This is a genomic window from Pseudomonas sp. WAC2 (assembly GCF_030403525.1).
Lineage (GTDB): Bacteria > Pseudomonadota > Gammaproteobacteria > Pseudomonadales > Pseudomonadaceae > Chryseomonas > Chryseomonas luteola.
Genome location: NZ_JAUEPD010000003.1, coordinates 273,824 through 296,419, shown reverse-complemented (window position 1 = coordinate 296,419; position 22,596 = coordinate 273,824). Strand labels below are relative to the sequence as shown.

The following is a 22,596-nucleotide window of genomic DNA, read 5'->3' as shown; positions in this document are numbered from 1 at the left end:
TTGCCCAAACTGATGAGGTTTCTCATGGCGCTCTCCCCTTTCCACCTGGCTATCCCTGTTTACGACCTGGCAGCCGCCCGGCATTTTTATGGTGACGTTTTTGGCTGCCCTGAAGGTCGCAGCAGCGAGCAATGGGTCGATTTCGACTTTTTTGGCCATCAGTTGGTGATTCACGAGCACCCGCCTACCGCTGCGCAGGAACATGCCCATACCAATCCGGTGGATGGCCATGATGTGCCTGTGCCGCACTTTGGTGTCGTATTGAGATGGGAGGAATGGGAAGCGTTGGCGGATCGCCTGAAGGCACGTGAAACAGCGTTTGTTATCGAGCCCTACGTGCGCTTCAAGGGACAAGTAGGTGAACAGGCCACCATGTTCCTGCTGGACCCTTGCGGTAACGCGCTGGAGTTCAAGGCGTTCAAGGACATCGGTCAACTATTCGCCAAGTGAGGCTATTAGCCGTCGCTATAGGGTTCGCCATAAAAGCGCAGCAGGCAGAAGCCATGGCCAAAAGGATCACGAAGCACGGCCATGTCTCGAAATGCCGAACGCCGGACGTCACCCTCCAATGTAGCCCCGGCGGCTAACACCCTTGCCAGGGCAGCATCAAGATTATCGACTACAACGTCGAGATGTACAGGTGTCCAGTGCTGGCCGTACTGGCGCACCTGTCCTGCGGTTTCGCTACCCGCTGGCTTTTGTAGCAGATAGATCGGAACATCTGCCCCGGCTAGCTCAACGACGTGTTCATCATAGAGCTTACGCTGCACCGTCAGATCTAGCGCCTGCGTATAAAACTGGATACCGCGCTCCAGGTCGTCGACATCCAGATTGATCAGTAAGCGTATAGTCATTAGCGCTTGGCTTCCATCAGACGTGGCAATTGCTGGGCCAGCAGGTTCAGCTGCATGGGCTGGCGTACATAACCGACAGCACGGCCGTTCGGGTCGATCAGAACCAGATTGGCGCCATGGTCCACGGTGTAGCTCTGCTGGGTGGTATCGGCCGGAATGAAGGGAATCCCGACGGTATTGGCCAGCGTCTGGGTGTCAGCCATGTCACCTGCCAGGGCTTTGAAGCCTGGGTTGAAAAACTCTACGTATTGTTTCAGCCGCTCCGGTGTATCCCGGGCAGGATCGACGGTTACAAACGTTACGCCCAGCGCATTGCGATCCTTTTCAGGCAGTTTGGTGAACAGCTGCTTGAGCTGCGCCAGGGTCGCCGGACAGACGTCCGGGCAGAAGGTATAGCCAAAGAACATCAACCGCCACTGCCCTTTCAGCGAGTCGAGCGTAATTGCTTCCTTGTCCTGATTCGTAAAGTTGAGTGCAGGAAGTGCCTTGCCTTGAGGCAGCATGACGATGCCCGCGTCCATCAGCTCGGCAGGTGTTGGCGCCGCATCGGTTCGATAGACACGGTAGCCGAGGGCTGCCACCGCAATCACGGCAAGAAAGATGGCAAGAATAAAAACGAGACGGCGAGCATTGGTCATGACGGACAACCTTGAGCAACGGAATGTGCATCAGGGTACTGGATGTGGGCCCGCCTCGCATTGTCAGCAGGCCGGATCGACCCGCGAAGCGTTTCAAGACGCTTCGCGGGCCTGTAACAGCATCAGGTGGTAGGTTCGGTGGTATTGATGTAGTCCGGCACCTTGGCGAGCGGCAGTGTACGCACCTGCGCCTGAGTAGGACCCTGGCGGGGCGGCAATGGCTCCAGCGTCTGGGTCTGTCCGGTTTCCAGCGCCCGCTCGATGGCAGCCAACACCCGAATGTCCCGCCAGCCTTCATCACCGTCCATCTCAGGTACCCGATCATTCAGGATGCAGTCGGAAAAATATTCGGTCTCGCCACCGAACTGGTCGACGACAGGATGTTCATGTTCCTGTGTCTCACCCTCGATGGTCGCACGATAGGTGATAGCTACACCTTCACCAAAACCGAAACAGGGCGACGCCTCGATTTCGCCTTTCGAGCCGACTACCTGGAAGCGCTCGGTATTGGGTGCGCTGTAGCTGACGGTAAACTGCGCCAGGCGCTCCTCAGGGAAGCGCAGGGTGACGGACACTGCGTCATAGGTCGTGATGTCACGCCCGGGTGTATTGACCCCCACGGCATGTACTTCGATCGGCTCGTCACCAAACAGGTTGCGAACGGCATTGAGCGGGTATGGCCCCATGTCTGGTACCGGTCCTGCCCAGTAGCCATTCAGGGCGCGATGATTCTGAGGGTCTAAAGGCTGGGTGAACGTGGAAGTGAAGATACGCGGGTCGCCAATGTCGCCGTTGCGAATGCGCTCAACCATCTCGACCATTCCCGGCTCGCAGTGAAGGCGGTAAGCGATCATGAGCTTGGCACCCGACTTCTTGGACGCCTCGATAATGGCCTTACAATCGTCCTCGCTGGTGGCCATGGGCTTTTCCAGCAGCACGTGGATACCTGCCTCAAGTGCCGGTACGGCAAATTCGCGGTGGCGGAAGTTGGGTGTAGCCAGGTAAATGGCGTCGATCTCACCGGAGGACAGCAGTGCCGGAAAGTCCTCGTAGCGATAGCTCTTGAGGTTGTACCGTTTGGCCAGTTCGTCGGCCTTGACCGGGTCGCCTGTCACCAACGCCGTCATGACCGAATTGCTGGTCTGGCCGACACCTGGCATGAACGCACCCTGGGAAATCCAGCCACCCGCGACAACCGCATAACGGATCTTGCCCTCTGCACTTGGCATGTTGCTTGTCCTCCATTCGATGGGCAGGCGAAAAGCCTGACCCTTATTTCTGTCGGCAAGCAAGCGAGGGGTGAAGTTCCTCAGGCTGGACGACTGTTCATGAAGAAAGCCGTCTAGCCTGCAGTTTTTACTGAGGCAGTTGAGACGCCAGTTCGCGCAAGGCCGCCTCGGCACCCATGATGCGGCTCAGGCATTCCTGCGCCTTTTCAGGAGTCAGCCCCAGGCGCTCATACAGCTCAGGCGGAATGGGGCGTGCCGGGCCGCTGCCAATGCCTTCAGCGCGCAGCAGTTGCACGGCCATGAAGGTCAGGTTGGCATAGATGGCGTTGGGCCCGTCATAGGCCGGATAGGCCTGGAAGCGAAGTGCGGCTACCAGCTCTTCCGGCATTTCCCAGTTACGCATCAGCCAGGCGCCGATTTGCTCACGGGTGATGCCGATCAGGTGGCGCTCAATCAGGCTGCTGTCCAGATGCGGGTTGGCTTCCACGTGACGGCAGATCAGTGAGAAATGCGGCGGGAACACATGAGCCAGCACCAGATAGCCAAAGTTATGCAACAGCCCGCACAGGTAGGCAATGCCCATCTCAGGACGAACCTTGCGTGGCATGGCGCGCGCCAGCCCTTCGATAACGGCGGCGGTAAAGATAGACTGCTTCCAGTACGGCGTTGCGCTTTGCGGCTTGTCTTTGGGCAATGTGATCGTCTTGCCCAGTGTCAGGCCCAGCGCCAGGTTGATGACCAGGTCGAAACCCAAAACCCGGACGATTGCATCTTCCACGGAGCGAATCTTGCCGGGCGCCGCGTAATACGGAGAAGACGCCCAGCTGATGACCTGGGCGGCTAGCGCCGGGTCGGTTTCCACCACGCCGGCCAGATCATCGACTGTTGCTTCGGGATTGACGCGCAGCTTGATGATTTTCTCAGCTGTCTTGGACAGCGGCGGAATTTCCAGCGTCTCATCGAGGCGCTGCTTGATACGGCGCGCCGTGAAATGCGTGACGGCGCGGGTGATTTCCGCATCGTCCGCTTCCGGGCGCGTCTGATTGGGTTGAATGTCCAGCAGCGGCTCGCCAAAACGGCCCGGGTTGGCCTCGGCCAGCAGGCGACGGAAATCATCCACGGAGACTTCCAGCAAGACATCTTCCTCGCCAGACTCCAACAGCAGGTTGGGCTCCTTGAGCAGGCGTTCGTCATACAGGCAGGGCGAACTACTCAACGTAGGCAGGCCCGGCAGCACTTTGAGTTCGTGCTTGTGCAGCGCCTGGGACAGCCGTTCAGGCTTCATGACGGTCAGCGTGCGGCCGGTTAATTCCGATAGACGGTTAAGGTCGAGCAGCTGGTTCTGCGGAAACAGAACCATCAGAACTCCAGTCGAGTCATCCAGCAGGACGGCCTGTACGCGTTGGGCATTGGAAGAGAGGCCCATCGTGGAATTCACTTCACGATAGGACACCCCCAGCTTATCCAGCATCTCCTTGATGGGCGCTGGTGCATGAGGGGTTGGCTCGGAGGTGTGGGCTACGTCAGTCATGGTATTTCCGCTAGGCCAGATGTAGCCAGTATAACTACCTCGCGCCGCACTGGAATGCCTCTGACCAAAGGTCGCAAACTTTTATTTAGACCTGACCGTATTGCTGACCATGGCGTAGCCAACGTTCCAACAGTGGACTGACATGGGCGGGCCATTTTGCCAGCAGTTCCTGAGCGGCATCCCGTACCGCCGGGAGCAGATCGGCATCGCGCATCAGATCGGCGACCTTGAATTGCAGGAGACCGGTTTGCCGGGTACCCAGCATTTCACCCGGGCCACGCAATTCCAGATCCCGTTCGGCAATCACGAAGCCGTCATTCGTCTCCCGCATGATCGCTAGCCGCTCACGGCCAATATGCGACAGCGGAGGATGGAACAGCAGCACACAGTGGCTGACCGCACTGCCTCGCCCTACCCGACCGCGCAACTGGTGCAACTGGGCAAGGCCCAGCCGCTCGGGGTTCTCGATGATCATGAGGCTCGCGTTGGGTACGTCCACGCCAACCTCGATCACTGTGGTGGCTACCAGCAGCTGCAACTCGCCCGCCTTGAACTGCGCCATGATTTCGGCTTTCTCGGCGGGCTTCATCCGGCCATGGATCAGGCCGACCCGCAGCTCGCCCAGGGCCAGCGACAATTCCTCGAAGGTGGTTTCCGCGGCCTGACAGGTCAGCTCCTCGGACTCTTCGATCAGCGTACACACCCAATAGGCCTGTCGGCCTTCCAGGCAGGCGGCGCGCACACGCTCCACGACTTCTTCGCGACGGGTATCGGTAATGGTGACGGTATTGACCGGCGTACGGCCTGGGGGTAACTCGTCCAGCACCGAGGTATCCAGATCCGCATAGGCGCTCATGGCTAGTGTGCGCGGAATGGGCGTTGCGGTCATGATGAGCTGATGAGGACTCAGGCGCCCTTCTACACCTTTCTGCCTCAAGGCCAGCCGCTGTTGAACACCGAAGCGGTGCTGCTCATCAATGATGACCAGGGCCAGCCGTGCAAAGTGGACTTCACTTTGAAACAGAGCATGCGTGCCGACAACCATGGGCGTTCCGGCCGCAATGCGCTCCAGTGACGCGGCGCGCGCCTTGCCCTTGAGCTTGCCAGCCAGCCAGGCAACCTCTAGCCCCAAAGGCTCGAACCAACGTTGAAAATTCAGGTAGTGCTGCTCGGCCAGGATTTCTGTCGGTGCCATCAGTGCGACCTGATACCCAGCCTCAATGGCCTGCAGTGCAGCCATGGCAGCGACCACGGTCTTGCCTGCCCCCACGTCACCCTGCACCAGACGCAGCATGGGCTCATGCTGGGCCAGATCGTGGGCGATCTCTGCTCCAACCCGCTGCTGGGCGCCGGTAGGCTTGAAGCCCAGGTTGGCCAGGTATTGTTTGGGTAGTTTTTTAGCAGGTGGCAATGGCGGTGCCTGCTGCGCGCGCATGGTTTCACGCAGACGTTGCAGGGAGAGCTGATGGGTCAACAGCTCCTCGAAAACCAGCCGGCGCTGTGCCCAGTGATGACCTATTGCCAATTCCTCGACATCGGCGTCCGGCGGCGGGCGGTGGAGATAGCGCAGGGCCTCGGCCAGAGGGCCAAGCTTGTACTGTTTTGCCATTTCCGGCGGCAGCCAGTCTGGCAGGCTATGCGGCCCCAGTCGCTCCAGTGCCTGTTCGGTCAACTGTCGCAGGCGCAGCTGGGTCAGCCCTTCGGTGGTCGGATAGATCGGCGTCAGTGTCTGTTCGACAGGCGCTGGCGCGTCATCCTTCAGGGCCCGGTATTCTGGATGATAGATTTCAAGCCCCGATGCGCCGGGCCGTACTTCACCGTAGCAGCGCAGGTGCGTGCCACGCTTCATGCCATCTTTCTGGGCCTGGCTGAAATGAAAGAAGCGCAGGCTCAATGTGCCACTGCCGTCCTGCAGGCGAACCAGCAGGCTGCGGCGGCGACCCATGATGACATCAGCGGTCGCTACGACGCCTTCTACAACAGCGTCCTGCCCAGGGCGTAAGGCCCCGATCGGGACGACCCGGGTACGGTCCTGGTAGCGCAAAGGCAGATGGAACAGGACGTCCTGCAGATTCTCGAGCCCTACCCTGGCCAACTTCTCTGCCATGGCCGCGCCGATGCCTTTCAGCGCGGTGACCGGGATCGCAGACAGTTCGGTCATGCCGGTTGTACGACTCCTGCCGCTTCAGGTCGGGCCACGGAGCACAGGCGTACCGAGTCGGCCAGCACCTCGATGGCTCGCGGACGCGGGAAGCTGGCTCGCCAGGCAATGGCGACCGTACGATAAGGCACCGGCGCAGTGAACGGGCGAACCTCGATCACGCCCGGCGCATAATGATGACTTTCCACCGCCGAGAACGGCAGGACAGACACGCCTAGCCCGGAGGCCACCATGTGGCGGATGGTTTCCAGCGACGAGGACTCGACCTGGGTATGCTTGGCTTCGTCCCCATGCTTGCGCACTGTCGGACAGGCTTCAAGCACCTGATCGCGGAAGCAGTGTCCTTCACCCAGCAGCAACAGACTCTTGTCGCTGAGCTGGGAGTTGTCGATCGACTTGAGCTCCGTCCATGGGTGGCGTGCGGGCATCATGACATAGAAAGGCTCGTCATAGAGCGGCTTGGTCAGAACGTCCGGCTCGCTGAACGGCAACGCGATGATGATGGCGTCCAGTTCACCGGTGCGCAGCTTGTCCCGCAGGACGTGCGTGAAATTCTCTTCGATATACAGCGGCATTTCCGGCGCCACACGGTTCAGCTGGGGAACCAGGTGGGGAAACAGATAAGGGCCAATCGTATAGATGGCGCCGATCTTCAGCGGAGCGCTGAGCTGGTTCTTGCCCGCCTGGGCCAGCTCGCGAATACCCTGGGCCTGTTCCAGCACCTTCTGGGCCTGGGCCACAATGCTTTCACCCGTGGGTGTCAGGCGAACCGCACTCTTGCTGCGTTCAAAGATCAGGATGCCCAATTCGTCCTCAAGCTTCTTCACCCCGACCGACAGGGTCGGCTGGCTGACATGGCAACGTTCGGCGGCACGGCCAAAATGCTGCTCCTGGGCAAGAGTTACGATATAGCGCAGTTCAGTGAGGGTCATGATTGAATCAATCCTTAGAGCCTTTCCATACACAGCGGCGCACGAGGCTCGGCGAGGTGTCAGGCAAGGCGCCATTCCGAAATGACGGCGACGCTTGAAGGTCGTCCGTTCCGAGTCGTTCGCCAGACGGGTCAGCTAATGACCAATTAACAAATACTATCACCTGCAAGCATAACGGCTGCTCTTTTTTGAACCAAGCTGTGTTGCAAGGCTTGAGGCTTAAAACGTGACTCGGCAAGCTACTCCATTCGATCGCTATTGATGCAGGTATTCCTATGTCCGTCTCCCCTCGTGTTCTGATTGCCGGCTGTGGCGACGTTGGCAGCCGCCTGGGTGTACGCCTGCAGGCAGCTGGCTGGACGGTGCATGGGCTGCGCCGCTCGGTGGAGCAACTGCCCAAGGCTATTCTACCGGTCGCAGGCGACCTGACAGCTGCGGAAGCGCCAGCGCAATGGCCGACCGAGCCGCTGGATTACGTTGTATACGCCGCCGCAGCGACGCAGCACGATGAGGCCGGTTACCGTACTGCTTACGTCGAGGGCCTTCAGCATGTGCTGGCGTGGCTTGCACAGCACCAGCAGAAGCCGCGTCGGCTGGTCTTTATTTCCAGCTCTGGCGTATACGGGCAGAAAAACGGCGAGTGGGTCGACGAGACCGCCGCTACCGAGCCCGAGGGTTATTCCGGAAAGATCCTGCTGGAGGCCGAACAGGTGGCACAGGCAAGCGGCCTGCCCGCTACTGCTGTGCGTTTGAGCGGTATTTATGGCCCTGGCCGCGAATGGCTACTCAATCAGGTTCGCCAGGGGTATCGCGTCGCCAGTGAGCCACCGCTGTATGGTAATCGTATTCACGTTGATGATGCTGCCGCTCTGCTCGCTCATCTGTTGAGTGCGGATCAACAGGGCGTTGCGCTGGAGTCTGTTTACCTGGGGGTGGATGACGAGCCCGCTCCGCTCCACGATGTCGTCATGTGGTTGCGTGAGCAACTAGGCGTTACCCATTGGGCGGAGGAATCTGCCGTACGCCGGGCCGGTAGCAAGCGCTGCCGCAATACGCGCGCCCGTGCATTAGGATGGATGCCGCAATACCCCAGCTTTCGCGAAGGCTATTCCGCTATCCTGAATGTCTAGGACAAGCAGGCGCAGCCGTGGGGCTGCGCCCTGTCGTGCTTATTCCAGAACCAGGATACCGTCCATTTCCACCTGGGCACCTTTGGGCAGCGCTGCTACGCCAATGGCGGCACGCGCCGGATAGGGCTGCTGGAAGTAACGACCCATGATCTCGTTCACCTTGGCAAAGTGGCTGAGGTCAGTCAGGAAGATGTTCAGCTTGGCGATATCGGCCAGCGAACCGCCCGCGGCTTCCGCAACGGCTTTCAGGTTCTCGAATACCTGTACGGTCTGCGCCTCGAAGCCTTCTACCAGCTCCATGGTCTTGGGATCCAGCGGGATCTGCCCGGACAGGTAAACCGTATTCCCGACCTTGATCGCCTGGGAGTAGGTGCCGATGGCGGCCGGTGCATTCTCGGTATGGATCACGGTCTTGCTCATGGAGTCGCTCCTTTATCCAGATGACAAAAAGCCTGTCGATAGAACCGACAGGCTAGCAGGCATCAAGGATAGGTGGAAAGGCTCGTTAACTGCGAACGCGCGTGATGCTGGCGACGCCGGAAAGCGTACGCAGTTTTCGAATGACCCGAGCCAGGTGCACACGGTCATGCACGCTGACCACCAGCTGAACCACGCTGATGCGGCCGTCGCGCTCGTTCATGCTGATCTTTTCAACGTTGGCATCCACTGCCGTTACGCTGGTCGCCAGCATGGCGATCAGGCCGCGCTGATGCTCCAGTTGAACGCGTAGCTCTACATTGAATTCACCAACCACATCCTTTGCCCAGGTGAGCGGGATGCATTTCTCGGGATTCTGGCGAATCTCGGCGATGTTCTTGCAGGTGTCCAGATGGACGACCATGCCCTTGCCCGCCGACAGGTGCCCAACGATCGGGTCGCCTGGAATCGGCGTACAGCACTTGGCATAGCTGAGGACCAGCCCTTCGGTACCCCGAATCGCGAGCGGGCCTTCGGTCTGCGCCTTGTCTTCCTGGCTTTCGGCATCGGCCGATACCAGGCGACGGGCGACCACGTAGGCCATCTGGTTGCCCAGGCCGATCTCTTCCAGCAGGTCTTCGAGTACCACTACCTTGTATTCCGCCAGAACCGGCAGGATACGCGGCAGGGAAATCTTGGAGAGCTGGGTATTGAAGTTGGCCAGCGCCTTGTTGAGCAGACGCTCGCCCAGGCTGATCGATTCGGATCGGCGCTGCTGCTTGAGTGCATGGCGGATATTCGTCCGCGCTTTGCCGGTCACGACAAAATTCAGCCAGGCCGGATTAGGCCGTGTGCCGGGTGCAGTAATGATCTCTACCGTCTCGCCACTGTTGAGCGGCTGCGACAGCGGTGCCAGACGGCGGTTGATGCGGCAGGCAATGCAGCTGTTGCCCACATCGGTGTGTACCGCATAGGCAAAGTCGACCGGCGTGGAGCCCTTGGGCAGCTCCATGATCCGACCTTTTGGCGTGAAGACATAGACCTCGTCCGGGAACAGGTCAATCTTCACGTTCTCAATGAATTCAAGGGAGTTGCCGGCGCGTTGCTGGAGTTCAAGGATACCCTTTACCCACTGGCGAGCACGGGCGTGGGAGCCCTTTGGCTCCTCTTCACCTGACTTGTAGAGCCAGTGCGCTGCAATGCCGTTGTTAGCCATGTCTTCCATTTCGCGGGTGCGAATCTGGATTTCAATCGGTACGCCATGCATGCCGAACAGGGTCGTATGCAGGGATTGGTACCCGTTGGCCTTGGGAATGGCGATGTAATCCTTGAAGCGGCCCGGAATCGGCTTGTACAGGCTGTGCACCGCGCCCAGGACGCGGTAGCAGGTGTCGACCTTGTCGACGATAAGGCGGAAGGCATAGACGTCCATGATTTCATTGAACGACTTACGCTTGCCCCTCATCTTCTGGTAGATGCTGTAAAGGTGCTTTTCGCGACCGATCACCTCGCCCGGAAGCCCTTCACGCTGCAGACAGCTGGTCAGTGACTCCTGGATCTTGCTGACGATCTCGCGACGATTGCCCCGGGCTGCCTTGACTGCACGCCGGATACGCTCGGCGCGCATGGGATGCATGGCCCGAAAACCCAGATCCTCGAACTCGGCATACATGTTGTGCATGCCCAGCCGGTTGGCGATCGGTGCATAAATTTCCAGGGTTTCCTTGGCGATGCGGCGGCTCTTGTCCGGCGGCATGGCATCAAGGGTGCGCATGTTATGCAGCCGGTCGGCCAGCTTGACCAGAATGACGCGAATGTCACGCGCCATGGCCATGGCCATTTTCTGGAAGTTTTCCGCCTGAGCCTCGGCCTTGGTCTCGAATTGCATCTGGGTCAGTTTGCTGACCCCGTCCACCAGCTCGGCCACAGTTTCGCCGAACTGCGCCATGAGCGCCTCTTTGGCAATGCCGGTATCCTCGATGACGTCGTGCAGCATGGCGGCCATCAGGCTCTGATGGTCCATGTGCATATCGGCCAGGATATTGGCGACCGCAAGCGGGTGGGTCACGTAGGGCTCGCCGCTGCGGCGGCGCTGCCCATCGTGAGCTTGCTCGGCGTAGTAATAGGCGCGGCGGACCAGGTTGACCTGATCAGGGCCCAAATAGGACGCGAGCCGTTCGGAGAACGTGTCTATGGCTGGCATGGATGGCTTATCTCCTGCCGGCCCACGTGACGGCTCGTCGGTCCGGCATCTTACAGCGCCTCGCTATCGGCCTCGTTGTTTTCTTCGAAAGCAGCGAACAGCGGCTCTTCTTCAACGATATCTTCCTGACGAACCACTTCGTCATCGACCAGGCCTTCAGCGATTTCACGCAGGGCCACTACGGTCGGCTTGTCATTATCCCACGGTACTTTGGGCTCTTTGCCGCCGGTTGCGAGCTGACGCGAGCGCTTGGTGGCGAGCATGACCAGTTCGAAACGGTTATCGACGTTATCCAGGCAGTCTTCAACGGTGACGCGGGCCATGGTGTTCCTCGGTGGTAATGTGATCCCGAAGCGGGAGGACTGTGTAGTCTAAAAAATCGGCAGTGCTAAGGGAAGTGCCGTTTGGCTCATGACCGCTGGATCAGGAGCTTTTCGAGCAATTCGTTGTGTCGGCGTTGCTGGCGGTCCAGACGCAGTTGCCTGGCTCGGAAGACGGACTTCAGATCTTCCAGTGCCGAGGCGAAGTCATCATTGATGATCAGGTAGTCATATTCGACATAGTGGCTCATCTCGCTGACCGCTTCGTGCATGCGTCGCTCGATCACCTCATGGCTATCCTGCCCGCGGTTGTTCAGTCGCTGGCGCAGGGCTTCCTGGCTGGGCGGCAGGATAAAGATGGACTGGGCATGAGGCATCTTGCGACGCACCTGTTGGGCACCCTGCCAATCGATCTCGAGGATCAGGTCGTGACCTTCGGCGAGGGTCTGCTCCAGCTGGCGCTGGGACGTACCGTAGTAGTTGCCGAACACTTCGGCATGCTCCAGGAAGTCACCATGCTCCAGCAGGCCCTGAAAGGTCGAGACATCCACGAAGTGATAGTTGACCCCGTCGACCTCGCCCGGGCGCATGGCGCGCGTGGTGTGGGAGACGGATACACGGACTTCAGGCAGGGCATCGAGCAGGGCCTTGACCAGGCTGGTCTTGCCTGCACCCGAAGGCGCCGAAACGATGTAAAGGGTGCCAGGGAGGGCTGTCATAGTGAATGGCCTATTCGATGTTCTGCACTTGTTCGCGCATTTGTTCTATCAATACTTTGAGATTGACCGCCGCCTGGGTGGAGCGCGGGTCAAAGGCTTTTGAGCCTAGGGTGTTGGCTTCGCGGTTGAGTTCCTGCATGAGGAAGTCCAGGCGACGGCCGGCGGCGCCTCCAGCCTTGAGCACACGGCTCACCTCGCCTACATGCGTCGTCAGACGGTCCAGCTCTTCTGCCACGTCGCTTTTCTGGGCCAGCATGACCAGCTCCTGTTCGAGCCGCTGTGGATCGGCCTCAAGGCTTAGCTCGGCAAAGCGGTCGAGAATCTTCTGGCGCTGGGCGGCGAGCATCTCGGGAATCAGCTCACGAAGCGCGGCCACTTCGACCAGAATGGCCTGCAGGCGCTCCTCGATCAGGCGGGCCAGCTCCGCTCCCTCACGGTTGCGGCCGGCCTTGAGTTCATCCAGTGCGGCTGCAAACAGGGCTTTTGCCTCGGCATTCAGGGCCTGTGGATCGGCGCTCTGGGAGATCAGCACACCCGGCCAGCTCAGGACGGTCATCGGATCGATCAGGGCGGGCTGTTGGATCATCGACGACAGGCGTTCGGCTGCTGCAATCAGCTGACCGGCGCGCTGTTCATCAATCTGTAGGCTGGGTGCGGCATTCTCTTCGCTGAAACGCAGGGTGCATTCCACCTTGCCACGTGACAGGCCCTGGCGCAGTGCCTCGCGGACACTGCCTTCAAGATCACGAAACGCTTCAGGCAAACGCAGGTGCGGCTCCAGATAGCGATGATTGACCGAGCGCAACTCCCAGCTCAGCGTACCGTACACACCCGCGCGTTCAACGCGGGCGAAGGCCGTCATGCTATGCACCATGGAATGTCCTCGCTTAAGCAGTGCGGGAATACCCGGCAACGATCACGAAAGCGTTTTCGCTGCAGAGCGGTCCGCAAAAAAGAGGTAAGTCTACCCCAGCCTGACGGTGGGCCCAACGTAGTGATGTCGCATGATCCTCTATGGGGCCTATAATGACGACCAGTTTTCTCCTGCAACAGGTATCCCTACATGAATCGTCCGAGTGGTCGCGCTGCCGACCAGTTACGCGAGATCCGCATCACCCGTCACTACACCAAGCATGCCGAAGGTTCGGTTCTGGTGGAGTTCGGTGACACCAAAGTGATCTGCACGGTCAGCGTCGAGGCCGGAGTGCCACGCTTCCTGAAGGGCAAGGGTCAAGGTTGGCTGACGGCCGAATACGGCATGCTGCCACGTGCGACCGGCGAACGTACCCAGCGTGAAGCCTCCCGTGGCAAGCAGGGTGGCCGTACCCTGGAAATCCAGCGCCTGATTGGTCGCTCGCTGCGTGCGGCGGTAGATCTGACCAAGCTGGGCGAGAACACCCTGTACATCGACTGCGACGTGATCCAGGCCGATGGCGGTACCCGTACGGCCTCTGTGACCGGAGCCTGTGTGGCGCTGGTCGATGCGCTGGCGGCGCTCAAGAAGCGTAGCGGGCTCAAGGGCAACCCGCTCAAGCAGATGGTTGCAGCCGTCTCTGTGGGTATCTATCAGGGCGCACCGGTACTGGATCTGGACTATCTTGAAGATTCCACTGCCGAGACCGATCTGAATGTGATCATGACCGATGCTGGCGGCTTCATCGAAGTCCAGGGCACGGCGGAAGGTGCACCCTTCCAGCCTGAAGAGTTCAACGCCATGCTGGCGCTGGCTCAGAAAGGCATCAAGGATCTGTTCGAGATACAAAAGGCCGCCTTGGCCGAATGACCTGACGAGGGCGTATGAACGAACTACAGCAAGTCCCCAGTGCAGATGCACGCCGTTGGGCCATGCTCTGCCATTATTCGGCGTTTCTGTGGTTCGTGGCGCCCATGATCGGCAATGTCATCGGACCGCTCGTCGTCTGGCAGTTCAAGCGGGAGGCTGATCCATTCATTGATGATCAGGGCAAGGAAGCACTCAACTTCCAGCTCACCATCACGGTGGCCACCCTGCTCTGCTGGCTGCTCGCCTGGGTACTGATCGGGTTTCCCCTGATGGTTCTCGTAGGCGTGTGGGCCTTTGTGCTGACCGTTATCGCGGGCCTCAAGGCCAACAAGGGCCGCCCTTACCGGTATCCCTTCTGCTGGCGACCGGTGGACTGAGCGTCAGACAATAAAAAACCGGCCCTGGGCCGGTTTTTTATTTATTACCAACAACTCTCAGATGCTGAGCGCCCAATCGTAATCGATCATCAGCGGAGCATGCTGTGAGAAGCGTGGCTGCCGAGGCAGACGTGCCGAACGCACGAAACGGCGCAGACCCGGTGTCAGGATCTGATAGTCGAAGCGCCAGCCAAGGTTCAGGTGCTCGGCCTGCTCACTGTCCGGCCACCAGCTGAACTGGTCGCCATCACGGCTGATCTCGCGCAGGGCATCCACATAGCCCATATTGCCGATCACTTCGTCCATCCAGGCCCGCTCAGGTGCCAGGAAGCCCGGCATCTGCTGGCATTCGCGCCAGTTCTTCACATCGATCTTCTGATGTGCGACGTAGAGCGAACCGCAATAGATGTATTCGCGGCGCTTGCGGCGCTGCTTGTTCAGGTAATTGGTGAAGTCGTCCATGAACTTGAACTTGTGGTTCAGTTCATCATCACCGCCCATGCCGCAAGGCAAAAGCAGTGTGGCGATACTCACCTTGTCAAAATCAGCTTGCAGGTAGCGTCCGTAACGATCTGCAGTCTCAAAACCCAGGCCGCTGATGACCGCTTTGGGCTGGAGCTTGCTATACAGCGCAACACCGCCCTGGCTGGGTACCTCGGCGTCGCAGGCATAGAGGAAGTAGCCATCCAGTTGGTAGGCAGGATCTTCCAGATCGAAGGCGGAGGCGCGGGTGTCCTGCAAGCAGATCACGTCGGCATTCTGGCCTTGAAGCCAATTGAGCAACCCTCGCTCAACGGCAGCCTGAATACCATTCACGTTCATACTAATGATCCGCATAAATGGCCCCCAAAAAATCGTGGATGTATGATACCCGAGCTCAAACGCTTTAGCTAAATTCATGCCGCCCGGGATTTTCGTAATGCAGGCGTATCAACGCAATTTCATTCGTTTTGCTATCGAGCGCGGAGTTCTGCGCTTCGGTGAATTCACATTGAAGTCCGGACGTGTTAGTCCGTATTTCTTTAATGCCGGTTTGTTCAACAGCGGAAACGCCCTGGCTCAGCTAGGACGTTTCTACGCCGCTGCGGTCACAGACTCAGGCCTTAATTTCGACGTATTGTTCGGTCCGGCCTATAAAGGGATTCCGCTGGCTGCCGCTACAGCCGTTGCGCTGGCCGAAGAACATGGTCGTGACCTGCCTTGGTGCTTCAACCGAAAAGAGGCCAAGGATCACGGTGAAGGCGGCATGTTGGTGGGGGCTCCGCTGGCGGGTCGCGTCCTGATTATCGACGATGTCATCACGGCCGGTACTGCGATCCGCGAGGTCATGCAGATCATCCAGGCACAAGGTGCTACGCCTGCTGGCGTATTGATTGCATTGAATCGTCAGGAGCGTGGTAAAGGCGAGTTGTCGGCCATTCAAGAGGTCGAGCGGGACTTTGGAATGCCGGTCGTCAGTATCGTGGCCCTGGATCAGGTACTGGAGTATCTGGCCGGTGACACTGAGCTGAAGCAGCATCTGCCGGCTGTTGAAGCCTACCGCGCGAATTACGGTATCTGAACTGACGCATGAGGCGAGATGGCGGTGGCGAGAAGAAAAAAGGCGGTGCTTGGGAGCGCCCTGATTTTACTGACAAGTAGTGTTCTGGCTGCTGAGTCCACCCCCATCCAGCTGTATCGCTATGTGGATCGCAACGGTGTGACCGTGATCGATCGGCAGGGCGTGCCGGCCGAATATGCAGGCAAGGGATACGATATTCTCAATGAGCAGGGGCGCGTCATGAAGGTCGTGCCCCCTGCCCCGCCTGCTGAAGAAATTCTCCGACGGGCGGCAGCCAAGCAGCAGGCCCAGGCGGACGCAAATCTCCTCAGGCTCTACAGCAGTGTGGCGGATGTCGACCGTGCCAAGGTGCGTAAATTGAACGAGCTGGACGGCTTGGCGGCCGTCAAGCGCGGGAATCTTCAGGCGCTCAACCAGCAGCGCGACACGCTCATGAGCCAGGCGGCCAGTTATCAGCGTGGTGGTCAGGCTGTGCCGGACGATCTGCTTCAGCGGATCGAGGCGCTCAAGGGTGAAGAACATCGCCTGCAGAGTGAGCTGGACCGTTATATCAAGGACCGCCAGACGGCAGAAGCCAACTTCAATGCGGATCGTGCACGGATCGTACAGTTGCTGGGTGAGTAAGCGATTCCACTGAAAACGGGGCCTGAGCCCCGTTTTTAGGCTTACAGCTGCTGATTGGTAATCAATGTGCCCACACCGATATCGGTGAAGATCTCCAGCAGTACAGCATTAGGGACGCGGCCATCAATAATATGGGCGCTTTGTACTCCACCCTGTACCGCTTCGAGGGCACAGCGAATCTTGGGCAGCATGCCCCCGTAAATGGTGCCGTCGGCAATCAGGCCGTTTACCTGCTCAGTGGTCAATCCGGTCAGAACCTGCCCTTCTTTGTCCATCAAACCGGCGATATTTGTGAGAAGCATCAACTTTTCAGCCTTGAGGGCTTCGGCTACCTTCCCTGCCACCAGGTCCGCGTTGATGTTGTAGGATTCCCCGTTTGCGCCCACGCCAATGGGTGCAATGACGGGAATGAAATCGCCCGATACCAGCATGTTCAGAAGTTCGGTATTTACACCGCTGACCTCCCCGACCTGACCGATATCGATGATTTCCGGCTTGGTCATTTCCGGTGTCTGACGGCTAACAGTGAGCTTGGTCGCTCGAATCAGGTTGGCGTCCTTGCCGGTCAAGCCAATGGCACGACCGCCATGACGGTTGATCAGGTTGACGATGTCCTTGTTCACCTGACCGCCCAGCACCATTTCCACGACGTCCATGGTCTGGCTGTCGGTGACGCGCATGCCGTCGATGAAATTACTTTCGATGCTCAGGCGCTTGAGCAGATCACCGATCTGGGGGCCGCCACCATGCACCACAACCGGGTTGATCCCCACGGCCTTCATCAACACGATGTCTCGGGCGAAGCCGGCCTTGAGCTCATCGCTTTCCATGGCGTTGCCGCCGTACTTGATTACCAGCGTCTTGCCGACGAAACGGCGAATATAGGGCAGCGCTTCGGAAAGCACTTGGGCGACATGCGAGGCATCATCGCGGCTCAGGGTCATGGCGTACTCCTCAGGTCGATAAAAATAAAGGGCGCCTGGGCGCCCTTTATTCTGCGGTTCGAATGTTAGAACGGCAGGTTCAGGTCAGGCTGAACGGCAAGCAGCTGCTTGCGGAAGACATCCTTGATACGGTCCAGCTCTTCTTGGGTTTCAGCCTCGAAGCGCAGCACCAGTACCGGCGTGGTGTTGGACGCACGGACCAGACCCCAGCCTTCTTGATAGTCGACACGCACGCCGTCCAATGTGGTGATCTGTGCGTCACCCCACTTGGCATCGCGCTGCAGGGCATCGATGATGCCGAACTTGCCTTCTTCGGTCACCTGGATATTGATCTCGGGTGTAGAGATATCCACCGGGAATGTATCAAATACTTGCTGGGCGGTGCCCTTCTCCTGGCTCAGGATCTCGAGCAGACGCACGGCGCTGTAGATGCCATCGTCAAAGCCATACCAGCGCTCTTTGAAGAACACGTGACCGCTCATCTCGCCCGCCAGCAGCGCGCCGGTTTCCTTCATCTTCTTCTTGATGAGGGAGTGACCGGTCTTCCACATGATCGGACGACCGCCGTAGCCGGCGATGAGGTTATTCAGGCGGCGGGTGCACTTGACGTCAAAGATGATATCGGCACCCGGGTTGCGGGATACCACATCCTTGGCGAACAGCATCAGCAGCTGGTCGGGATAAATGATGTTGCCTTCGTTGGTCACGACGCCTACGCGGTCGCCGTCGCCATCAAAGGCCAGACCCAGGTCGGCGCCGGTTTCCTTGACCTTGGCGATCAGGTCTTCCAGGTTCTCGGGCTTGCCCGGATCCGGATGGTGGTTCGGGAAGTTGCCGTCAACGTCGCAGAACAGCGGAATAACGGTGCAGCCCAGGGCTTCGATCAGCTGGGGTGCAACCACACCGGCCACACCGTTGCCGCAGTCGACCACGACTTTCAGCTTCTTGGCCAGGACGATGTCGTTCTTGATCTGGTCGAAATAGCGATCCAGTACGTTGATCTTTTCAACGGTACCCTGACCGGTTGCAACGTCGCCGGTCTCGATGCGCTCGCGCAGGCGCTGAATGCTTTCGTTGGCCAGGGTCTCGCCGGCGATCACGATCTTGAAGCCGTTGTAATCCGGCGGGTTGTGGCTACCTGTGAGCATCACACCGGACTTGCCAGCCAGAACGTTGGCTGCGTAGTACAGAACGGGTGTGGGCACCATGCCGATGTCGCTGACGGTTGCGCCGGTATCAGCGATCCCCTTGATCAGCTGCTCGACCAGTTCCGGGCCGGACAGACGGCCATCACGGCCTACGGCCACGTTGGGCTCGTTACGGGCCAGACTTTCGGAGCCGATGGCGCGACCGATCCAGTACGCGGTTTCCGGCGTCAGGGAGTCGCCCACTACGCCACGGATGTCGTAGGCGCGGAAAATGCTGGTATTGAGTTTCGGGGCTTGAACGGTGTTGCTCATTAGGGGTTTCTCCAATCCCAGGAGATCCTGGTCTTCGTCGAGGATATCGATATCAAGTATGTCGTCACTGCTTGGAAACATCGGGTCTGTATACGACGCGCTGCCTTGCTTGGCCAATGCCGTTACGGTCGCCTCTACAGGCGCCGTGACCGAAGCGGCTGCTTCGGTGGATTTCGGCGGTGGCCCGACCAGTGCCTGTGTCAGGGGTTCGAGTTGTGAGAACCGCAAAACAGGCCGTTGGGCCACAAGACCGCTAACAAGTTCCTGATGAAAACGGGAGAGACTGCACACATCGTCAACGAGACGCCGTTGCAGGATCCTGCGGAGCAGCAAAAGCCCGGCCCCGGCCCCGGCCAGCGACAGGATGAGCGCCGCTGGCAGCGTCCATAGCGGCCAGCCGGCACTGAACGAGGTGGCCGGTATTACTTCCAGCGTCCAGAGAGGGTTATTGGTCTTGAAGGTATGCGTATCGGCAGTAACCGGTATGCCGCCCTCTGCCAACCGTTGAGGCGCAGCCTGGTTGAAGCGCTGGGTCAGCTGCCAGTGGCCCGCCTCGATGGGCATGCCTGTCAGGCCGCTTAGCAGGACGCGCAGGTCCTGTACCAGCAGGACGGTGCCAACGACCCGGCTGTCGCTTGCAGTAACGGGGGCTGCGGTATAAACCAGCCATTTCTGGCCGACCCGGTAGGCTTCTGATCCGGCAGGCTGCCCTGAGCTGACACGACGTGCCAGATCCAGAGCGGCGAAGTTCAAGGGCCCCGGCCTTGTCTCGTTGGGCTGGCTGCTGTTCTGACGAACCAGATGGGCATCGATCAGGCCGCCGTGCTGAAGAATCTGCTCAGCTGATGAGCGCAAGTCCTCGTTGGACTGGGTCAGTGCCTGGACCACCATGGGCTCGGCAGCAGTCATGCGGGCGCGATTTTCCAGCTGGCTCAGCGCCTGGCTCACAGCGGCGGCCTGCCCTTGTCCCCAGGCCTGGGTCAATTGTGTCTGGGAGTCCCGCTGCAGCGGCTCGATGGCGAGACCCCACAGCAGGCCCAGTCCCAGGAGGGAGCCCGCGAGGGCGGGTAGAAGACCGGGTAGCAGAGAGACGTTCTTGTTCTTTTTTTGAGCGGGGCCTTTGGGCGTGGCCTTGCGCTTGGTGTTTTTCAATGCAGCACCTCGTTTCTGTCCCTGGGAGGCAGGCTCGGCGGTCAGCGGGTACCGGAGTGTCCGAAACCACCTGCGCCTCGCTCGGTTTGCTCGAACTCGTCCACCAGTTTGAAATGCGCCTGAACGACCGGTACCAGCATGAGCTGGGCGATGCGTTCACCCACAGTAATGGTGAAAGTGGTTTGACCACGGTTCCAGCATGAGACCATCAGTTCGCCCTGATAGTCCGAGTCGATCAGACCAACCAGATTGCCCAGCACGATGCCGTGCTTATGGCCTAGGCCCGAGCGCGGCAGAACAAGCGCCGCCAGGCCCGGATCGGCAATGTAAATGGACAGGCCGGTTGGAATCAGAACCGTCTGGCCCGGCTCCAGAGTTATGTCGTCCTTGAGCATGGCGCGCAGATCGAGCCCGGCAGAGCCGGACGTTGCGTAGGCTGGCAACGGAAAATCAGTACCGAGGCGGGGATCGAGAATCTTGGCTTGAAGGTTATGCATGAGTCTGGGTTTGTCTGAGTCGGTTGGCGATAAAGTCGATCAGCTGACGGGCGATCTTGCCCTTGCTGGTCTGGGCGAAGCGGGTTTCGTGCAGGTCGCGGTCAATGACGCTGACGGCATTGTCTTCGCTGTTGAAGCCAATGGCAGGGTTGGCTACGTCGTTGGCGACGATAAGGTCGAGATTCTTGTCCACCAGCTTGCGCGAGGCGTAATCGAGCAGGTGCTCCGTCTCGGCGGCAAAACCTACGCTGAACGGCCGATCCGGGCGGCGCGCCAGGGTGGCCAGGATATCTGGGTTGCGCACCATCTGAAGCAGCATGCCCTCGCCGCTGGCGGGATCTTTCTTGAGCTTGTGTGGCGCGACGACTTCTGGGCGGAAGTCAGCCACGGCGGCTGCGGCGATCAACACATCACATGGCATGGCCGCCTCACAGGCGGCCAGCATGTCGCGGGCACTGATGACATCCACGCGGCTGACGCGATCAGGCGTCGGCAGGTGGACGGGGCCCGTCACCAGGGTGACGCGAGCCCCTGCTTCCACGGCTGCCTCGGCCAGGGCAAAGCCCATTTTCCCAGAGCTGTGATTGGTGATGTAGCGCACCGGGTCGATGTTTTCCTGCGTGGGGCCTGCAGTGATCAGCATGTGCTGACCCGTCAGGCTCTGTCGGGCGAAACAGTCAGCGGCAAGTTGCGCAAGATCATCCGGTTCGAGCATGCGACCCATGCCCACATCTCCGCAGGCCTGGCTGCCTGAGGCGGGGCCGAAGAGCTTGAAGCCACGGCTTTTCAGCAGTTCGGTGTTGGCCAGGGTCGCCGGGTCCCGCCACATGGCCTGGTTCATGGCTGGAGCCAGCGCCACGGGTGCATCGGTCGCCAGCACGACTGTGGTCAACAGGTCATTGGCGATGCCCTGGCTCAGGCGGGCCATCAGATCGGCTGTAGCCGGCGCGATCAGGACGAGGTCCGCCCAGCGGGCCAGCTCGATATGCCCCATCGCCGCTTCGGCTGCCGGATCGAGCAGATCAAGATGCACCGGGTGGCCCGATAGGGCCTGAAGGGTCAGGGGAGTGATGAATTCACGGCCGCCCTGAGTCATGACGACCCGGACTTCCGCGCCACAGGTGCGCAAACGACGCACCAGCTCGGCACTCTTGTATGCGGCGATTCCGCCGCCGACGCCAAGCACGATGCGTTTACGATAAAGCCGTTGCATGAGCCTGCCTTATGTTGAGCCTGACTGGCCCGGAGGCCGGTTACAGGAGCTTTTTATGACGGAGATCGCGTCTGCACGAACGGCGGTCGATAAGCCGTTCGCCAGGCAAAAAGTGCGGCTAAGATAGCACAGCGCCCGCCATGGAGTAGCGGGCCGATATCGACAAGGAGCGTTCGATGAGTATTCGTGACTGGCCTGCCAACGAGCGGCCCCGTGAGAAGTTGCTGGAACAGGGCGCGGTTGCCCTGACCGATGCCGAGCTGCTGGCTATCTTTCTGCGTACCGGTGTGACCGGAAAGAGCGCGGTAGACCTGGCGCGCCACCTGTTGCAGGAATTCGGCAGCCTGCGGGCGCTTCTGGAGGCTGATCTGGCCTCGTTCAGCGCGCATCTAGGGCTTGGGCCGGCCAAGTTCACCCAGCTGCAGGCCGTTCTGGAAATGGGCCGCCGCCACTTGGCAGAGCGTCTGCGGCGTGATTCCGCGCTAGAAAGTCCGCAAGCTGTCAAGGACTACCTGAAGGCCCGCCTGCGTCATGAGCCCCATGAGATCTTCGGCTGCCTGTTCCTGGATGCCAAACACCGTGTTCTGGCGTTCGAAGCGCTGTTTCACGGCACCATCGATGGTGCTAGCGTCTATCCACGGCAGGTCGTCAAGCGCGCCCTGGCTCATAACGCAGCGGCCCTGATCCTCACCCATAATCACCCTTCCGGCATCGCAGAGCCCAGCCAGTCGGATCGCATTCTCACCCAGCGGCTCAAGGAAGCGCTTTCGCTGATCGATGTGCGGGTGCTCGATCACTTCATCGTGGGCGAAGGCGAGCCATTGTCCATGGCTGAATATGGTTGGCTGTAA

Annotated in this window: 23 protein-coding genes; 7 read left to right on the top strand and 16 right to left on the bottom strand. The window is 59.6% G+C overall.

The window, feature by feature from the left end:
• The first annotated feature begins 24 nt into the window (after positions 1-24).
• Positions 25-450, top strand: a complete 426-nt coding sequence (locus QWJ10_RS08570) for a VOC family protein (RefSeq protein WP_010796434.1) — start codon at positions 25-27, stop codon at positions 448-450.
• Positions 451-455: 5 nt separating this feature from the next.
• Here the strand turns inward: QWJ10_RS08570 and QWJ10_RS08565 are convergent, their stop codons facing one another.
• The 6 genes from QWJ10_RS08565 to QWJ10_RS08540 all read right to left on the bottom strand — a co-directional run bounded on the left by QWJ10_RS08565 (position 456) and on the right by QWJ10_RS08540 (position 7,345).
• Complete coding sequence (locus tag QWJ10_RS08565; protein ID WP_312124224.1) at positions 456-854, bottom strand: VOC family protein; 399 nt, start codon at positions 852-854, stop codon at positions 456-458.
• Entirely contained in the window at positions 854-1,492 is a 639-nt protein-coding gene (locus QWJ10_RS08560) for an SCO family protein (RefSeq protein WP_289925521.1), read from the bottom strand. Before QWJ10_RS08560 ends, QWJ10_RS08565 begins: the two co-directional genes overlap by 1 nt.
• 122 nt (positions 1,493-1,614) lie before the next feature.
• Complete coding sequence (locus QWJ10_RS08555; protein WP_289925519.1) at positions 1,615-2,721, bottom strand: Gfo/Idh/MocA family oxidoreductase; 1,107 nt, start codon at positions 2,719-2,721, stop codon at positions 1,615-1,617.
• A 127-nt stretch (positions 2,722-2,848) separates the two neighbouring features.
• Positions 2,849-4,252: an aminoacyl-tRNA deacylase and HDOD domain-containing protein gene (locus QWJ10_RS08550; protein ID WP_010796438.1), complete on the bottom strand. Its 1,404-nt coding sequence runs from the start codon at positions 4,250-4,252 to the stop codon at positions 2,849-2,851.
• A gap of 85 nt (positions 4,253-4,337) precedes the next feature.
• Positions 4,338-6,413: an ATP-dependent DNA helicase RecG gene (gene recG / locus QWJ10_RS08545; RefSeq protein WP_074821118.1), complete on the bottom strand. Its 2,076-nt coding sequence runs from the start codon at positions 6,411-6,413 to the stop codon at positions 4,338-4,340.
• Positions 6,410-7,345 (bottom strand): hydrogen peroxide-inducible genes activator, encoded by a 936-nt coding sequence (locus tag QWJ10_RS08540; protein ID WP_074821121.1) that lies wholly within the window; start codon positions 7,343-7,345, stop codon positions 6,410-6,412. Before QWJ10_RS08540 ends, recG begins: the two co-directional genes overlap by 4 nt.
• Positions 7,346-7,620: 275 nt before the next feature.
• Between QWJ10_RS08540 and QWJ10_RS08535 the strand changes: the two genes are divergently transcribed.
• Positions 7,621-8,475, top strand: a complete 855-nt coding sequence (locus QWJ10_RS08535) for an NAD-dependent epimerase/dehydratase family protein (protein ID WP_289925511.1) — start codon at positions 7,621-7,623, stop codon at positions 8,473-8,475.
• A gap of 39 nt (positions 8,476-8,514) precedes the next feature.
• On the opposite strand, the gene QWJ10_RS08530 is transcribed toward QWJ10_RS08535, so the two are convergent.
• The 5 genes from QWJ10_RS08530 to QWJ10_RS08510 form a co-directional block, all read right to left on the bottom strand.
• Positions 8,515-8,895, bottom strand: a complete 381-nt coding sequence (locus QWJ10_RS08530; protein WP_010796442.1) for a RidA family protein — start codon at positions 8,893-8,895, stop codon at positions 8,515-8,517.
• A gap of 85 nt (positions 8,896-8,980) precedes the next feature.
• Positions 8,981-11,095 carry a bifunctional GTP diphosphokinase/guanosine-3',5'-bis pyrophosphate 3'-pyrophosphohydrolase gene (gene spoT, locus QWJ10_RS08525; RefSeq protein WP_074821129.1) on the bottom strand — a complete coding sequence of 705 codons (2,115 nt, stop codon included), beginning with the start codon at positions 11,093-11,095 and terminating at the stop codon, positions 8,981-8,983.
• 50 nt (positions 11,096-11,145) lie between these two features.
• The gene (rpoZ, locus tag QWJ10_RS08520) at positions 11,146-11,418 is read right to left on the bottom strand and encodes a DNA-directed RNA polymerase subunit omega (RefSeq protein WP_010796444.1); all 273 of its coding nucleotides are present in this window, start codon (positions 11,416-11,418) and stop codon (positions 11,146-11,148) included.
• 86 nt (positions 11,419-11,504) lie between these two features.
• Positions 11,505-12,134 carry a guanylate kinase gene (gene gmk, locus QWJ10_RS08515; RefSeq protein ID WP_010796445.1) on the bottom strand — a complete coding sequence of 210 codons (630 nt, stop codon included), beginning with the start codon at positions 12,132-12,134 and terminating at the stop codon, positions 11,505-11,507.
• Between the two features lie 10 nt (positions 12,135-12,144).
• Positions 12,145-13,008: a YicC/YloC family endoribonuclease gene (locus QWJ10_RS08510; protein ID WP_125888083.1), complete on the bottom strand. Its 864-nt coding sequence runs from the start codon at positions 13,006-13,008 to the stop codon at positions 12,145-12,147.
• Positions 13,009-13,197: 189 nt separating this feature from the next.
• On the opposite strand from QWJ10_RS08510, the gene rph reads away from it, so the two are divergent.
• Both rph and QWJ10_RS08500 read left to right on the top strand, forming a co-directional pair.
• Positions 13,198-13,917 (top strand): ribonuclease PH, encoded by a 720-nt coding sequence (gene rph, locus QWJ10_RS08505; protein ID WP_010796447.1) that lies wholly within the window; start codon positions 13,198-13,200, stop codon positions 13,915-13,917.
• A gap of 14 nt (positions 13,918-13,931) precedes the next feature.
• Complete coding sequence (locus QWJ10_RS08500; RefSeq protein ID WP_010796448.1) at positions 13,932-14,294, top strand: DUF4870 domain-containing protein; 363 nt, start codon at positions 13,932-13,934, stop codon at positions 14,292-14,294.
• Between the two features lie 57 nt (positions 14,295-14,351).
• Here the strand turns inward: QWJ10_RS08500 and QWJ10_RS08495 are convergent, their stop codons facing one another.
• Positions 14,352-15,131: an exodeoxyribonuclease III gene (locus tag QWJ10_RS08495; RefSeq protein ID WP_289925497.1), complete on the bottom strand. Its 780-nt coding sequence runs from the start codon at positions 15,129-15,131 to the stop codon at positions 14,352-14,354.
• Between the two features lie 82 nt (positions 15,132-15,213).
• Between QWJ10_RS08495 and pyrE the strand changes: the two genes are divergently transcribed.
• A complete protein-coding gene (gene pyrE / locus QWJ10_RS08490; protein WP_122041140.1) occupies positions 15,214-15,855 on the top strand; it encodes an orotate phosphoribosyltransferase in 642 nt (213 codons plus the stop codon).
• 18 nt (positions 15,856-15,873) lie between these two features.
• Positions 15,874-16,479, top strand: a complete 606-nt coding sequence (locus tag QWJ10_RS08485) for a DUF4124 domain-containing protein (RefSeq protein WP_125888084.1) — start codon at positions 15,874-15,876, stop codon at positions 16,477-16,479.
• 41 nt (positions 16,480-16,520) lie between these two features.
• Here QWJ10_RS08485 and argB read toward each other — a convergent pair whose 3' ends face one another.
• The 4 genes from argB to coaBC form a co-directional block, all read right to left on the bottom strand.
• Positions 16,521-17,423, bottom strand: coding sequence for an acetylglutamate kinase (gene argB / locus QWJ10_RS08480; RefSeq protein WP_010796452.1), 903 nt, complete (start codon positions 17,421-17,423; stop codon positions 16,521-16,523).
• 65 nt (positions 17,424-17,488) lie between these two features.
• Complete coding sequence (gene algC / locus QWJ10_RS08475; RefSeq protein WP_196122108.1) at positions 17,489-18,883, bottom strand: phosphomannomutase/phosphoglucomutase; 1,395 nt, start codon at positions 18,881-18,883, stop codon at positions 17,489-17,491.
• A gap of 1,193 nt (positions 18,884-20,076) precedes the next feature.
• Positions 20,077-20,532: a dUTP diphosphatase gene (gene dut, locus QWJ10_RS08470; RefSeq protein ID WP_197872415.1), complete on the bottom strand. Its 456-nt coding sequence runs from the start codon at positions 20,530-20,532 to the stop codon at positions 20,077-20,079.
• On the bottom strand, positions 20,525-21,745 hold the full coding sequence (gene coaBC / locus QWJ10_RS08465) for a bifunctional phosphopantothenoylcysteine decarboxylase/phosphopantothenate--cysteine ligase CoaBC (RefSeq protein ID WP_197872414.1): 1,221 nt from the start codon (positions 21,743-21,745) through the stop codon (positions 20,525-20,527). Before coaBC ends, dut begins: the two co-directional genes overlap by 8 nt.
• A 176-nt stretch (positions 21,746-21,921) precedes the next feature.
• On the opposite strand from coaBC, the gene radC reads away from it, so the two are divergent.
• Positions 21,922-22,596, top strand: coding sequence for a DNA repair protein RadC (gene radC / locus QWJ10_RS08460; protein ID WP_289925489.1), 675 nt, complete (start codon positions 21,922-21,924; stop codon positions 22,594-22,596).